Origin of the sequence: Variovorax sp. J22R115 (assembly GCF_030317005.1) — a bacterium.
GTDB lineage: Bacteria > Pseudomonadota > Gammaproteobacteria > Burkholderiales > Burkholderiaceae_C > Variovorax.
Window position 1 is genome coordinate 1 of sequence record NZ_JASZYM010000044.1, and the last position, 12,746, is coordinate 12,746.

A 12,746-nucleotide genomic window follows, 5' to 3' on the forward strand; every position below is an offset into this window, starting at 1 on the left:
AACGCGCCAGCATCTCGTTGAACTTGGACAGGCGCTTGCTGCCCTTGCCGTCTTCTTCGCGCACGTGCACGTGCAGCACGGTGGCACCGGCGTTCCAGCAATCGACTGCCTTCTGGACCTGGTCGTCCATCGACACGGCGATGTCGTCGGAGTCGCTGGCGTCCCACTGGGGGCCGTAGGGCGCGACTTGGATGACGAGGGGCTGCTGGTTTTCGGGGAGGAGGGAGTCGTCGAAGAATTGCATGATGTGGGTCCTTGGGGTTCAAAAAAAGGGTGCTGGAGGCGACCGGTCAGCGCGTGGATACGGACGCGAGTTCGTCCAGCAGGATGGGTGCGGCGAGGCTCATGGTGTGGATGCCCAATACGCTCACGCACTGCAGCACGGCGGTGATCTCTTCCTTCGTGGCGCCGAGGGCCAGAGCCTTGCGGATGTGGCGGCGCACGCCCGGCCCGTACATGTGGGTGCACGAGGCGTCGACGGCGATGGAGATGAACTCGATGGTCTTTGCATCGAGCACGCCCGAGACCATGGGCGTGATGCCCATCGCCATGAACTTCTCGGTCCAGGCCGGGTCGAGTTCGGCAACGGGTTCCCAGTTGGGGTTCCAGTTGCCGCTCTCGCGCAGGCGGTCGCAAACCGGTGTGGGTGTGGGTGCGTTGTTTCGATCCATCGAGTCGTGTCTCCTTGAGGTTGTCGCTGCCCGTAGCCTTCACGTCTGCAGCTGATTCGGAAGACTGATTGTTCCGAGCAAGGGGAGATGCCGATTGACCCGCTGTGACAGCTGCTTAACCTGATGTGACACTTCGCGTTAACCCCATGTCGAACCTCGTCCGCAGTGCCAGCCTGACCAACTACGCCGAAGTGGCGCGTGCGGTCGGACTTGATCCGCTGGCTTTGCTGGCCGCGGTAGGCTTGAATCCGAGCTGCCTTCACGATCCCGATATGCGCATTCCGAGCCAGGCGGTTCGAGACCTGCTCGAGACCTCGGCGACCGCCAGCGGCATGGACAACTTCGGCCTGCGCATGGCCGAAACGCGGCAACTTTCAAACCTCGGCGCGGTCGCGCTGGTGGCGCGCGAGGAGCCGACAGTGCGGCGCGTCGTGCGGGCGATGATGCGCTACAGCCACGTGCTCAACGAATCGTTGTTCGTGGAGCTCGAAGAGGCCAATGGCATCGCTGTGATGCGGGAGGAGTTTCTCGTGGGCCAGGGTGGCTCATCGCGTCAGTCGACGGAACTGCTTGTCGGGGTGATGTTCCGGAACTTGAAGTTCTTCCTAGGGCCAGCGTGGAACCCGTTGCGGGTCTGCTTCGCGCACGCACCACCGCGCGATCCGAGCCTGCACTTTCAGCTCTTTGGCTACGGCGTCTACTTCGGACAGGATTTCAACGGGCTCGTCTGCACGACAAGCGACCTGGATGCACCAAATCCGATGGCCGACCCGGTGATGGCGCGCTACGCGCGACAGGTTCTGGAAGCTTCCGCCGGTTCGGCGCGCATGAGCACGGTCGACAACGTGCGCAACATCCTGCTGGTGCTGCTGCCTTCTGGCAAATGCTCGATCGAGCAGGTGGCGCAGCAACTTGGCGTCGATAGGCAGACCGTGCATCGGCGTCTCGTCCGCGAGGGCACGGCGTTCCGAGAGGTTGTGAACACCATCCGTCGGGAACTGGCCGTGCACTACATCGACGACGGCACGCGGCCACTGTCGCAGATTGCCGAGCTGCTCGGGTTTTCTGCGTTGAGTGCTTTCTCGCGGTGGTACAAGCAGCAGTTCGGCGAGGTTGCCGGGCTGCGACACCGCATGAACGTCGGCGCGGAACGGCCCGATGCCTGAGCGTCGTCTGACTACGAACTCTCAAGTCGGTCAGCGTCCAAGGACTGGAATCGATTCCGATACGCGCCGGGACTGAGACCCATGCGCTCCCGAAATAGGCGCGAAAAGGAACTGGGGTCGTTGTAGCCCACTTGCATGGCGATCTGGTCGACACCGAGATCGCTGGCCTCCAGGAGGGCACGCGCCGAGTCGATGCGCAGGTGTTGCAGGTAGGTCAATGGGGATTGATCGAGCACCGCGTTGAACCGCCGGATCAGCGTTCGTTCGCTCACGGCCAGCTCGCCGGCGAGCTCGGCAATGCGGATCGGCCGGGACATGTTCCTTTGCAGCCAGTGCTGGGCCCGATGAACCAGCGCGTCCGTATGGGCGATGTCCGCGAGCAGCGGGAGGTACGGTGTCTGTGAGGTCTGGCTCACATCGATGAGCATGCTCTTGGCACATTGCGACGCGATCGCCGGCCCGGCGAATCGTTCGACGACGCGAATGGCCTGCAGGAGGTAGGACGCAGAGGCACCGGCGCAGAGCAGGCGATCGACTTCCGTGAGCACGGGGCGCATCTGCAGGTCGACGCGCGGAAAGCGCGTGCGGAACTGCCGCTCCAGCCACCACGTCGTGGTGGCGATCCGATCATCCAGGAGACCGGTCTGGGCCAGGATGAAGGTTCCAGTGCAATTGGCTGCCAGCCAGGCGCCGCGACGCCACTGCGACGCGAGCCACGCGCAGGTGGACGGCTGGCCCTTGAGCAGCTGATCGAATTTGCGATGACCCGCGTAGTGCAGGCTCGGGACGAACACGAGGTCGTAGTGTTCGCGCGCACCGATCTTGTGAGTCGGCATCTGCAGGCCGTTGCTCGCCGCGATCGCTTCGCCTGAGAGCGACACGAAGCGCCATTCGAAGAGCGCGGCGGACGCACCCTGCTGCCTGCGCAGATGCGCGTTCGCCACTTGCAGGACATCGGCGAACCCGCCAAGGCTGGAGGCGTAGCAGCCGTCGAAGGCGAGGATGGCGGCGCGTGGCATGGCTTGTCGTATTTCGCACAGAAAGCGTCAGTTTCGCCGATGTACCCCGAACGCGCCCAAACCTAGACTTGATCTCACATCAACGGGGCCGTCAGGCCCACCCGCCATAGGAACCAGAGACATGAACGCCAGAGACAACACCATCACGACGCACCAGCAGGCGCCGGAGCGCCACCAACCGAGGCTCTATCACGACCTGCTCACGCCAGAGGAAACCAAGGCCGTTCGCGAAGAGGTCCGCCGCTTTGCCGACGAGCACGTTGCATCGGTGGCGTGGGAGATCGGGCATCGCGAAGAGTCGGTCGAAAACTTCCCTCGCGAGCTCTTCCGCAAGATGGCCGATGCGGGCCTGTTCCGCATTCCCTTTGCGGCCGAAGTGGGGGGCCGTGGATTGAAGTACCCCGCGTGCGCGACCGCGGCGCTCATCGAGGAACTGGCCTATCACTCGAACTCCGTCGCTGCCGTCGTGGATGTGCATTGCATCCTGGCCGGCCACGCGCTGGAGCATGCGTCGCCGGAGTTGCAGCAGCGCTACCTCGCACCGCTGCTGGCGGGCGAGAAGATCGGCAGCTTCGCGACGACCGAACCCGATGCGAGCACGGACCTGAGCATCAAGACGATGCAGACCTTTGCGAACCGCGAAGGCGCGGGCTATGTGGTCAATGGCCGCAAGCGCTTCATCACGAACGCGCCGGTGGCCGATTTCGTCGTTCTGTTGTGCGCGGAGGAAGGGCGCATGACGGAGATCGTCATCGATCTCGATGCGCCGGGCGTGCGCGTCGGCGCACCGGACCGGAAGATGGGCAACCACGGCCAGCTCACGGCGGACATCTATTTCGACAACGTGCAGGTTCCCGCCGAGAACGTCGTTGGCGCGGTGGGTGGCGGCTTGAAGATCGCACTGCAGACATTGACCTACGGCCGCATCGGCATCGCGGCCAGCGGCGTCGGCATGGCTCAGGCAACCTTCGATCACAGTGTCGAGCGGCTGAAGACGCGACAGGCATTCGGCAAGGCGATCGCGCAATTCCAGCACTGGCAATTCAAGCTGGCCGAGCGCGCCACAGAGATCGAGAACGCGCGCAACCTCTACATGAAGGCTGCGCTGCGCATGGATGCGGGCGAGGCCTTCCCGGAGCCAGAGGCCGCGATGGCGAAGTGGTACGCGACCAACCTTGCTGCGGAGTTCGCACGCGATGGGGTTCAGATATTTGGCGGCTACGGGTTCATGTCGGAACTGGCGGCTGACGGTTCGCACTACCGGGTCGAGGAGATCTACCGAGATTGCAAGATCGCCGAGATCTATGAAGGCACCAACGAAATCCAGAAACTGGTGATTGCGCGCTCCATCTTCGGCAAGGACATCACGGGCTAGGTGCGGGGCATCCACGACAACACCGCTGATAGCCACAACGGAGCAAAAGCGCCTTTGAGAGAGGCTCAACGTTCGAGCACGTACTCTCCTGGCGCCGCGCAGAGCGCGCGATGGGTTCTTGAGCCTGGCTTTCTGGGTGCCTCGACCTGACTGCCCGAGCGCTCTTGCATCCATGCCCGCCAGTGCGGCCACCAGCTTCCTTCCTGGCGCACCGCAGCGCGAGTCCATTCATCGGGATCGGCCTGGCGACTGGGTGCGGTCGAGAAGTAGGCCTTGGGCGCGCCCGGCGGGTTGATCAGGCTCTGCAGGTGGCCCGCGTTGGCTAGCACGAAGGTGGCGTCGTCGCCGAACACGCGCGCCGTGGCATAGCAGCTCTTCCACGGCGTGATGTGGTCGGTGATGCCGCCAATCACATAGGCGCCGATGTCCACCTTCGACATGTCGATCGGAACGCCCCTGATGGTCATCGTGCCGGCTTTGACGTAGGGGTTCTTCTCGATGATGTCCAGAAGGTCCGAATGGAAGCGCGCCGGTAGACGCGTGGTGTCGGCGTTCCAGGCCAGGATGTCGAAGGCCGGCGGCTTGTTGCCCAGCAGGTAGTTGTTGACCCAGTAGTTCCAGATCAGATCGTTGGGCCGCAGCCAGGCGAACATGGTGGCCATCTCGGAGCCCTCCACCACGCCCTTGTTGCGCGAGCGGGCGCGCGCCGCGCGCACCGCCGCGGGTGAGTTGAACAGGCCCAGCGTGGTGTCGTCCATCGCGCGGGCGCCGTCGAGTACGCACACGGCCCAGGACACGTTCGCCACCTTGGTGTCGCCGATGCCAGCGAGGTAGCCCAGGTAGGCCGCCAGCGTCATGCCACCCGAACAGGAGCCCCACATGTTGACGTCGGGACTGCCGGTGACCTGGCGCGCCACGTCGACCGCCTCGTTCACCGCCATTGCGTAGTGCTCGAGCCCCCAGTCGCGGTGCTTGGCCGTGGGATTGCGCCAGCTGATCATGAACATCTGCACGCCGCTGTCCACCGTCCACTTGACGAGGCTCTTCTCCGGCGCGAGGTCGACCGCATAGAACTTGTTGACCTGCGGCGGCACCATGACCAGCGGGCGCTGGTACACCTTCGGCGTGCTGGGCGTGTACTGGATCAGTTCGAAGGTCTCGCAGCGATAGACCACCTGGCCTGGCGAGGCGGCCATGTTCTCGCCGATCTTGAACGGCGTGCTGTCCACCTGCATCGGCATCATGTGGTTGTGCCGCATGTCGCTCACGAGGTTCTTGACGCCCTTCACGAGGCTCGTGCCGCCGGTGTCGACGACCTTGCGCACCGCGGCGGGATTGCCAAGCAGCCAGTTGCTCGGCGCGAGGGCGTCCGTCACGAGCGCAGTGAGGAACTGCGCCTGCCCCTTTTCGCGCTCGCCCAGCTTGGAGCCGGCGATCAGGCTGTTGAATTCGTTGTGCGCGAGCAGATAGTTCTGCATCAGGCGCTTGTAGGCGAAATTGCCCTGCCAGGCCGGGTCCGCGAAGCGTCGGTCCTTGGGGTCCGGCGCCAGTTCGGAGCGGCCCTGCACGATCTGGCCCAGGGACTTTGCGTACTTGGCCAGCGAGCCGATCGTGGCGCCCGGAGAGACTGCCGTCAGCTTGAGCAGCGATTGCGCGGCCTCCGCAAAATCGCTGGCCCGCAGCCCGATCAGCGGGTTCGGCGCAAGGGTGTTTTCGCTGGCGCGGGCCACCAGGTCGCTGAGTTCGTTGACCACGGCCGCCGGATCGGGCGTCGTGCGGGCGGGCCTCCTGGCCGGCTTCGCCGCCGTGGGTGGCGCGTCCTTCGGGGGCGTCTGCGCGCCGGCCTTAGCCGATGCGCGCTTGCGCGCGGGCGGCGATGCCGGCTTCGGCATGGCCGCCTTCTTCTTCAGGGGTGCCTTGTCAACGGCCGATGATGTTGTCGCCATTCTCTGTCTCCTTGTGCTTCTTCGGGGATCAGGCCATCAGCATGGCCATGGAGTGGGCCACCAGGGCGGGCTTGTCCTCGCCCTCGATCTCCACCGTGTTCTCGGTGGTGAGCAGGTGGCGGCCGTTGCCCTTGTCCTCGATCGACACCACGCTGATGTGGTTTCGCACCCGCTTGCCGGCGCGCACGGGTGCGATGAAGCGGATCTTGTCCAGTCCGTAGTTCACCGCCTGCTTGAGCTGCATGTGCGAGATCAGGACGTCGAAGGCCGTGGGCGCCAGCAGCGACAGGGTCAGGAATCCGTGCGCCACGGTGCCGCCGAAGGGGCTCTCCCTGGCGGCGCGTTCCGCGTCGACGTGGATCCACTGCGCGTCGTTCGTGCAGTGGGCGAACTCGTCGATGCGGGCCTGGTCGATGGTGATCCAGGACGACGAGCCGATGCGTTGGCCAACGAGGCCGGCGAGGGATTGGAAGGTGAACTCAGGGGTGCTCATGGCGATGGGGGGCAATCAATGAATGAATGAGAGGAACGGCCAGGCACCCCGAAGACTTCAGGGCCTGTCCAGGAATTCGCGGATGGCCGCGACGGATTCATCGGCACGGGTCATCAGGAACATGTGGCCGCAGTCGAGGACCTTCAGTTCCGAATGCCGAATCAGCATGTGCATGAGCCGCGCGTTGGCGAGCGGCACCAGGGGGTCGTCCGCGCCCGCCATCAGCAGCGTGGGCTGGCGCAGCCCCGGCAGCCAGTGCACGCTGGTCCAGCCCGAGGCGGCGAGAAGCTGCAGGTAGTAGCCCAGCCGCGACTTGTACTTGACGTGGCGAAACAGTTCGGTGGCCAGCGCAGGGTTCTTGCGGAAATCACCGCCGTAGATGTCGCCGCTGATGCTGCGCGAGTACTCGGCGTTCATGTAGCGCTTCGGCGTCGCCATCTTCCACAGCACGCTCGGGCTGGCTGGAACCATCACCACGCCGGGGGCGGTCGCGCAGAGGATGAGCCTGCGGCAGCGCTTGCGGCAGGTATAGGCGAACTCCTGCGCGGCGGCGCCGCCCCAGGAGACGCCCAGCACGTCCACGTCGTCGATACCGAACCGGTCCAGGATCTGCGCAGCCAGCCGTGCGATGCCGCCAAGCCGGTAGGGCCAGCGAGGCAGCTCCGACTGGCCCACGCCGGGAATGTCGAAGACGACGATTTCGCGCTCGGGCATCCGCTCCGCGAGCGGCGCCAGCAACTCGATGTTCCCGCCGATGCCATTGAACAGGAGCAGGGGCACGCCCTTGCCGTTGCCCGGCTTGCGGCCGACGCGCACGCGCATGGGGTTGGTTGGCGTGCCAAGTTCCATCATTTCGATGGCAAACGGGCCTTGCGCAGGGCCGGACTTGGTGCGCCGCGTTGCACCGCGCGCTGCGGGGAGATGTTGGAGTGTGACTGTAGACATGAGCCTGATTGTCGGAGCGACCGGACGACGTCGCGCAGGTCGCGAAGCCGGATTTACCCTAGCGTGGACTTGGGTCTAGTTCGCACCGCCTGCGAACTGAGTGATGTATCGCGTTGCGCTGCTCGGGCCGTCCGGGCGCCACTATGGTCGAGCGCTCGAACTTCGCCGGCCTGAAGCCGCGAGCAGCGAAAGTCCGGTGACGCCATCATCGGACACCAAACCTCTGCCCATCGTCCACCGTCAAGGTCGACGCGTTGATGAAAGCGCCCGCCGGCCCAGCCAATAGCAGCAGGGCGCCGTTGAGAACGTCGGGCGTCCCGAGGCGCTTTCGCGGCAGTGTGTCGATCATCGCCTTGCCGGCCGGCGTCTGGAACATGGCCCGGTTGATGTCCGTCTCGATGTAGCCCGGGCTGATGGCGTTGACGTTGATCCCGTGGTGCGCCCACTCGCTGGCCATCGTCCGGGTCAGATGTTCCAGCGCAGCCTTGCTGGCGCCGTAAACGCCCAGGCCATGCGGATGGGACTGCGCTGCAAGCGAACAGATATTGATGATGCGTCCAGGCCTTTCCAGGCGGATCAGGTGACGCGCAAAGGCCGACGCGAGCAGGGCTGCGGCGCGCACGTTGACGCCGAAGATGTGATCGAACTGATCTGCCCGCACATTGAAGAGGGGTGCCCTGCCCCCGACGCCCGCGTTGTTCACGAGGATGGTAGGCGTGCCTTCATTCTCCGACGCGGCGAGGGCAGCTTCGAATCGTTCGGTATCCGAGACGTCGAGGGGTAGCGGTTCCGCAAACCCACCTGCCGCACGAATGGCCCGCGCGGTGTCATTTAGGGGTTCAGAGCGACGTCCGACCAGGATCAGTCGCGCGCCGGCCATTGCCAATGCAAGCGCGCCTGCGCGCCCGATTCCGGAACCAGCGCCCGTCACGATGGCGGTGTGTCCGGCCAAGCTGAAGTTCTGCGACAGGAATTCGCTATATGTCGTGGTCATCCGCATGCCCTTCAGTGGGCGAGCTCGGCACTGCGTGCGGAGTGATCGAAGATCGGGGGCTTGGGGTTGGCTCCCCAGAACTTCATGTCCTCGTAGCGATCCCGATAGGACTCGGGCAACTGCGCGATCAGGCCGGTGTCCAGCCACAGGCGCAGGAGGTATCGGCGCCGATCCAGCTCGGGCCAGTCGGTGTACTCGGTGCGGGAATGAAGGACGCTGTAGTTGGAGATGAACTGCATGTCCCCCCGCTGGAAGTCCATGTCGAGATACAAAGCCGGGTCGCGGCACAGTTCATCCACCAACTCGAAGGCTTCAATCTGTAGGGGAGTGAGCGCGGGTACGCCGTCGAAGCGTTGCGCGCTCTCCATGTACGTCCGGTTGTATCGGCAAAAAAGTCTCTCCCCGATCCACTCGAAGACGCAGCCGCGGTAATAGGGGAGCTTTCCTTCTGGCGCCTCGCCCCTTCGATCCACGGCGATGGGACGGTAGAGTTCCGCCAGCAGGTCCGGCCTGCGCTCAAGCACAACGTTGTGAATGGCGGTGGAACTGACGATGCGGGACTTGCCGCCCTCGCGCGCAGGGCGAAGACAGAGCAGGCCCACCACGTCCTGCGCGTCGTTGTGAAAGGGCAGGCCCAGGCGCGTCTGGTAGCCGCGGACGTTCATGTCCGTGCGGTAGTCGACACCCAGGTCGGTGACATGACCGAGCATGTCACCCTGGGCGTTCTGGGCCTTGCCGGCTCCAAGATGGCTGCCGATTCCCCAATAGACCAGGGCCGTGTCCTCGAGCGTCAACTCGTCAATCTCGAGACCGCGCACCAACGCGAAGCCGACGCCGTTGACGATCTCGTCGCGGATGGCGAGCAACTCTGCTCCCAGGGTTGGAAGGGCGAAATGCTGCTTGCCGAGTGCTGGAATGCGCGCTCCCTGCTGTTTCGCGTGCGACAGCGCCGCGCGTATTTCGGCGTTGTGCTTGGGCGTCAGTATGACGATCCAGTCGTCACGCTGGGCCATGCTGTCGCCATGCCAGGCGCTTCGATGGGCATAGGCGCGATGGGTAGAAGGTGCGTTGATGTTCATGATCGCTTTCGTCGTCGAGGATGTCATTCGGGCTTGATGCCGTTGGCGACGACGATCCGGGTCCAGCCTTGGATGTCGTCGCGCAGGGTCTGCTGAAACTGCTCCGGCGTGTTGGCCGGCACCAGGCCCACGTTCATCTGGAACATGCGCTGCTTCACCGCTTCCGTCTGCAGAAGGGCGTTGACTTCGGAGTTGATCGCGCGGATCACTGCCGGTGGAGTACCCGCCGCCGCGAAGAGGCCCGTCCATCCGTTCAACTTGAACGGATAGCCCTGCTCCGTCATGGTCAACACCTCGGGATTGGCGGGCGCGCGGAACGTGCCGCTGATCGCGATCGGACGGATCTGCCCCGCCTGGATCGCGCCGACCGACGATGAGACGTCCACCCACCCGATCTCGAGAACACCGCCCACCATGTCTCGGACGACTTCGTTGCCGGCCTTGTAGGGCACGTGACCGATCTTGAGCCCTTCCTGGTTTTGCAGTGCTGCCATGGCCAGGTGGCCCACCGAGCCGTTGCCCAATGTTCCAAAGGTGTACTTGTCCGGATGGGCGCGGACCAGCGAGATCAACTCCTTCAGGTTGTGGGCCGGGAACGCGGGGACGACGGCCAGGAACTGCCCACTGGCCCCGATCTGGACCACAGGCGTCAGGTCGCGCAACAGGTCATAGCTCTTCGGCGGGCTGATCGCCTGCAGTACGGCGGTGAACGAAGCGTTCGTGAAAAGAAGGGTGTGCCCGTCGTTGGGTGCCTTCACGACCGCCAGGCTGGCGATGGCTCCGCTGCCGCCGGGCTTGTTGTCGACGATGAAGGGTTGCCCGAAGGTCCTGGTCAGATGGTCGGCAATGATGCGCGCGAAGGTATCGGACATGCTGCCGGCCGAACTCGCCACGACGATCCGGACAGGTCGCGTTGGCCAGTCAGAGGGCCGGGCAGCCTGCGCTGCGGAATCCACGGGTAGCGCGAATGCCAGCGGCAGGAGCGCCGATCCTGCTGATGCGCAAGACGCCAGTACGAACCGGCGGCGGGATGAATCGAGCTTCATGGAGTCCCCAATGGATGTTGTTCAATCGGTGTCGGCATGCGCGGCGGCAGCCAGCATCTCTTCGGCGAGGATGGGAGCGCCGAGGCTCATGGAATGCAGGCCTAGCACGCTGACATACTCCAGCACGCAGAGGATCTCCTCTTTCGTCGCTCCCAACTGAAGGGCCCTGCGGATGTGGCGCCGAACGCCTGGCGCATACAGGTGGGTGCACGAGGCGTCGACGGCGATCGCGATGAACTCGATCGTCTTCGCGTCGAGCCTGCCGCTGGACTTGGAGTGGGCACTCATCGTCATGAATTTCTCGGTCCACACCGGATCCATGGCCGCGAACTCATTCCACAGCGGATTCCAGTTGCCGCTTGCGCGCATCTGGTCGCAGATGGGTGTGGCCCCATGCGACAGGGCAGGTGATCGAGTCGGCGACTCTGTGTTCATGGCGGCTTCCTTGGAATGTCGATGCAGGCGATGGGCCGGTTCCTGGTTCCCATGGGTGCAAGCATCAGACATTGAAGGGCCGCACTGTTGACATGTTGTGACACCGCTTTGTCAATTCGCGACAGAGGCGCGGCGGCTCCTGCTCCGCGCTTCAGCCCTCGGGAGCTTGCTGGTTCGCCCGCCATTGCGTGACCGAGCATCCGAAGTGCGTACGGAACCACCTCGAGAACGAGCTCAGCCCCGAGAAACCTAGGAACTCGGCAATATCGCTGAGAGCACGGTTGCCTGCGGGAAGATGCCGCATGACCCACTCGCTGCGCACCTCGTCGACCAGCGAGGTGAAGGGCCTGCCCTCTGCTGCCAGGTGGCGGTGGAGCGTGCGCCGATCGACGTTCATGTGCTGCGCAACACGCGCCGTGGTGCACTGGCCCGCAGGCAACAGCACGACCACCAGTTCCCGCACCTTGTCGGCGAAGGTGTTTTCCTTCTTAGCGGCAAGGAGAGAGTCGAGATATGCGCGCGCATACTGGGCCAGGACCGGATCGGAATCGCGGATCGGCATATCGAGATCCTCCGAGCGGCACACGATGCCGTCGAAGTCGGCATCGAACTGAACGACCGGCCCGAACAGGCGCCTGTGCCGGGTGAAATCGGCAGGGGCGGTGTGAACGAAGCAAACGTACAGTGGCTTCCAATCCGTTCCCAGGAACAGCTGCATGATGCGAAACAGCACGCCAACGCCAAGTTCAACCGACTGGCGGATTTGGTTGGGCTGGGCCGTGATCAGTTGCTGATGGATCGTGACGCGGCCGTCTGCCTCCTCGATTCGCAGCAGCAAAGATTCGTTGTGCAGGCGCATGTAGCGAACCACAGCGTGCAGCGCCTCGCGCAGCGTCGGTTCCTCCTTGACCACGAGCCCCAATGGACCGAGGTTTGAAAGGGAGCGGTTCTCGGCCATTCGAAGCCCGAAGTCTTCGATGCCGGAAAGACGCGCCGTACTGGCGATCAGGCCGCGCACGGTATCGCCTGGAATACGGATCTCGGGGTCGACCAGGCACGAGCGGTCCAGCCCCGCTGCGTCCAGCATCCGAATAGGGTCCACGCCGACCGAGCGGGCGACCGCAGCAAAGTCTGTCAACGCAGCGCTGCGGATCATGCCTCTCGTGGGGCGGTCTCGCTCCATACCCACCTTCCGTTGCTTGTTGATGCTCGGGGTTAACGCGTAGTGTCACAACAGGTTAAAGGCCTGTCACAGCGGGTCAATCGGCATCTCCCCTTGCCCGGAACAATCCTCCTGCAGCAACCCACCTTCTGAACCCCAAGGACCCACATCATGCAATTCTTCGACGACTCCCTCCTCCCCGAAAACCAGCAGCCCCTGGTCATCCAGGTCGCGCCCTACGGCCCCCAGTGGGACGCCAGCGACTCCGACGACATCGCCGTGTCGATGGACGCCCAGGTCCAGAAGGCGGTCGATTGCTGGAACGCCGGTGCCACCGTGCTGCACGTGCACGTGCGCGAAGAAGACGGCAAGGGCAGCAAGCGCCTGTCCAAGTTCAACGAGATGCTGGCGCGTC

14 protein-coding genes are annotated in these 12,746 nt (G+C 64.2%); 3 read left to right on the forward strand and 11 right to left on the reverse strand.

The window, feature by feature from the left end; all coding sequences use genetic code 11:
• Both QTI04_RS33920 and QTI04_RS33925 read right to left on the reverse strand, forming a co-directional pair.
• A partial coding sequence (locus QTI04_RS33920; protein ID WP_286619599.1) for a 3-keto-5-aminohexanoate cleavage protein occupies positions 1–244 on the reverse strand: 244 nt, incomplete at its 3' end.
• A 46-nt stretch (positions 245–290) separates the two neighbouring features.
• Positions 291–671 (reverse strand): carboxymuconolactone decarboxylase family protein, encoded by a 381-nt coding sequence (locus QTI04_RS33925; RefSeq protein ID WP_286619600.1) that lies wholly within the window; start codon positions 669–671, stop codon positions 291–293.
• 146 nt (positions 672–817) lie between these two features.
• On the opposite strand from QTI04_RS33925, the gene QTI04_RS33930 reads away from it, so the two are divergent.
• Entirely contained in the window at positions 818–1,837 is a 1,020-nt protein-coding gene (locus QTI04_RS33930; protein ID WP_286619601.1) for an AraC family transcriptional regulator, read from the forward strand.
• Positions 1,838–1,848: 11 nt separating this feature from the next.
• On the opposite strand, the gene QTI04_RS33935 is transcribed toward QTI04_RS33930, so the two are convergent.
• On the reverse strand, positions 1,849–2,856 hold the full coding sequence (locus QTI04_RS33935; RefSeq protein ID WP_286619602.1) for a GlxA family transcriptional regulator: 1,008 nt from the start codon (positions 2,854–2,856) through the stop codon (positions 1,849–1,851).
• A 121-nt stretch (positions 2,857–2,977) separates the two neighbouring features.
• On the opposite strand from QTI04_RS33935, the gene QTI04_RS33940 reads away from it, so the two are divergent.
• Positions 2,978–4,231, forward strand: coding sequence for an acyl-CoA dehydrogenase family protein (locus QTI04_RS33940; protein WP_286619603.1), 1,254 nt, complete (start codon positions 2,978–2,980; stop codon positions 4,229–4,231).
• A 65-nt stretch (positions 4,232–4,296) separates the two neighbouring features.
• Here QTI04_RS33940 and QTI04_RS33945 read toward each other — a convergent pair whose 3' ends face one another.
• From QTI04_RS33945 to QTI04_RS33980, 8 genes are all read right to left on the reverse strand, one after another.
• Positions 4,297–6,177: an alpha/beta fold hydrolase gene (locus QTI04_RS33945; RefSeq protein ID WP_286619604.1), complete on the reverse strand. Its 1,881-nt coding sequence runs from the start codon at positions 6,175–6,177 to the stop codon at positions 4,297–4,299.
• Between the two features lie 28 nt (positions 6,178–6,205).
• A complete protein-coding gene (locus QTI04_RS33950) occupies positions 6,206–6,670 on the reverse strand; it encodes a MaoC family dehydratase (protein ID WP_286619605.1) in 465 nt (154 codons plus the stop codon).
• 57 nt (positions 6,671–6,727) lie between these two features.
• On the reverse strand, positions 6,728–7,615 hold the full coding sequence (gene phaZ / locus QTI04_RS33955) for a poly(3-hydroxyalkanoate) depolymerase (RefSeq protein WP_286569390.1): 888 nt from the start codon (positions 7,613–7,615) through the stop codon (positions 6,728–6,730).
• Between the two features lie 205 nt (positions 7,616–7,820).
• On the reverse strand, positions 7,821–8,615 hold the full coding sequence (locus QTI04_RS33960) for an SDR family NAD(P)-dependent oxidoreductase (protein ID WP_286619607.1): 795 nt from the start codon (positions 8,613–8,615) through the stop codon (positions 7,821–7,823).
• Positions 8,616–8,620: 5 nt separating this feature from the next.
• The gene (locus tag QTI04_RS33965; RefSeq protein WP_286619608.1) at positions 8,621–9,688 is read right to left on the reverse strand and encodes a TauD/TfdA family dioxygenase; all 1,068 of its coding nucleotides are present in this window, start codon (positions 9,686–9,688) and stop codon (positions 8,621–8,623) included.
• A 23-nt stretch (positions 9,689–9,711) separates the two neighbouring features.
• Complete coding sequence (locus tag QTI04_RS33970) at positions 9,712–10,560, reverse strand: tripartite tricarboxylate transporter substrate binding protein (protein ID WP_286619610.1); 849 nt, start codon at positions 10,558–10,560, stop codon at positions 9,712–9,714.
• Between the two features lie 195 nt (positions 10,561–10,755).
• Positions 10,756–11,169 carry a carboxymuconolactone decarboxylase family protein gene (locus QTI04_RS33975; RefSeq protein ID WP_286569386.1) on the reverse strand — a complete coding sequence of 138 codons (414 nt, stop codon included), beginning with the start codon at positions 11,167–11,169 and terminating at the stop codon, positions 10,756–10,758.
• Positions 11,170–11,320: 151 nt separating this feature from the next.
• Entirely contained in the window at positions 11,321–12,325 is a 1,005-nt protein-coding gene (locus QTI04_RS33980; RefSeq protein WP_286619611.1) for an AraC family transcriptional regulator, read from the reverse strand.
• 177 nt (positions 12,326–12,502) lie between these two features.
• Between QTI04_RS33980 and QTI04_RS33985 the strand changes: the two genes are divergently transcribed.
• Positions 12,503–12,746: 3-keto-5-aminohexanoate cleavage protein (locus QTI04_RS33985; RefSeq protein ID WP_286619612.1), on the forward strand; the 244-nt coding region annotated here is incomplete at its 3' end.

Excerpts from the sequence above, each read along its gene's own strand:
- QTI04_RS33925 (WP_286619600.1), bottom strand. The coding sequence starts at position 671 with ATGGATCGAAACAACGCACCCACACCCACACCGGTTTGCGACCGCCTG.
- QTI04_RS33930 (WP_286619601.1), top strand. The coding sequence starts at position 818 with ATGTCGAACCTCGTCCGCAGTGCCAGCCTGACCAACTACGCCGAAGTG.
- QTI04_RS33935 (WP_286619602.1), bottom strand. The coding sequence starts at position 2,856 with ATGCCACGCGCCGCCATCCTCGCCTTCGACGGCTGCTACGCCTCCAGC.
- QTI04_RS33940 (WP_286619603.1), top strand. The coding sequence starts at position 2,978 with ATGAACGCCAGAGACAACACCATCACGACGCACCAGCAGGCGCCGGAG.
- QTI04_RS33945 (WP_286619604.1), bottom strand. The coding sequence starts at position 6,177 with ATGGCGACAACATCATCGGCCGTTGACAAGGCACCCCTGAAGAAGAAG.
- QTI04_RS33950 (WP_286619605.1), bottom strand. The coding sequence starts at position 6,670 with ATGAGCACCCCTGAGTTCACCTTCCAATCCCTCGCCGGCCTCGTTGGC.
- phaZ (WP_286569390.1), bottom strand. The coding sequence starts at position 7,615 with ATGTCTACAGTCACACTCCAACATCTCCCCGCAGCGCGCGGTGCAACG.
- QTI04_RS33960 (WP_286619607.1), bottom strand. The coding sequence starts at position 8,615 with ATGCGGATGACCACGACATATAGCGAATTCCTGTCGCAGAACTTCAGC.
- QTI04_RS33965 (WP_286619608.1), bottom strand. The coding sequence starts at position 9,688 with ATGAACATCAACGCACCTTCTACCCATCGCGCCTATGCCCATCGAAGC.
- QTI04_RS33970 (WP_286619610.1), bottom strand. The coding sequence starts at position 10,560 with ATGTCCGATACCTTCGCGCGCATCATTGCCGACCATCTGACCAGGACC.
- QTI04_RS33975 (WP_286569386.1), bottom strand. The coding sequence starts at position 11,169 with ATGAACACAGAGTCGCCGACTCGATCACCTGCCCTGTCGCATGGGGCC.
- QTI04_RS33980 (WP_286619611.1), bottom strand. The coding sequence starts at position 12,325 with ATGATCCGCAGCGCTGCGTTGACAGACTTTGCTGCGGTCGCCCGCTCG.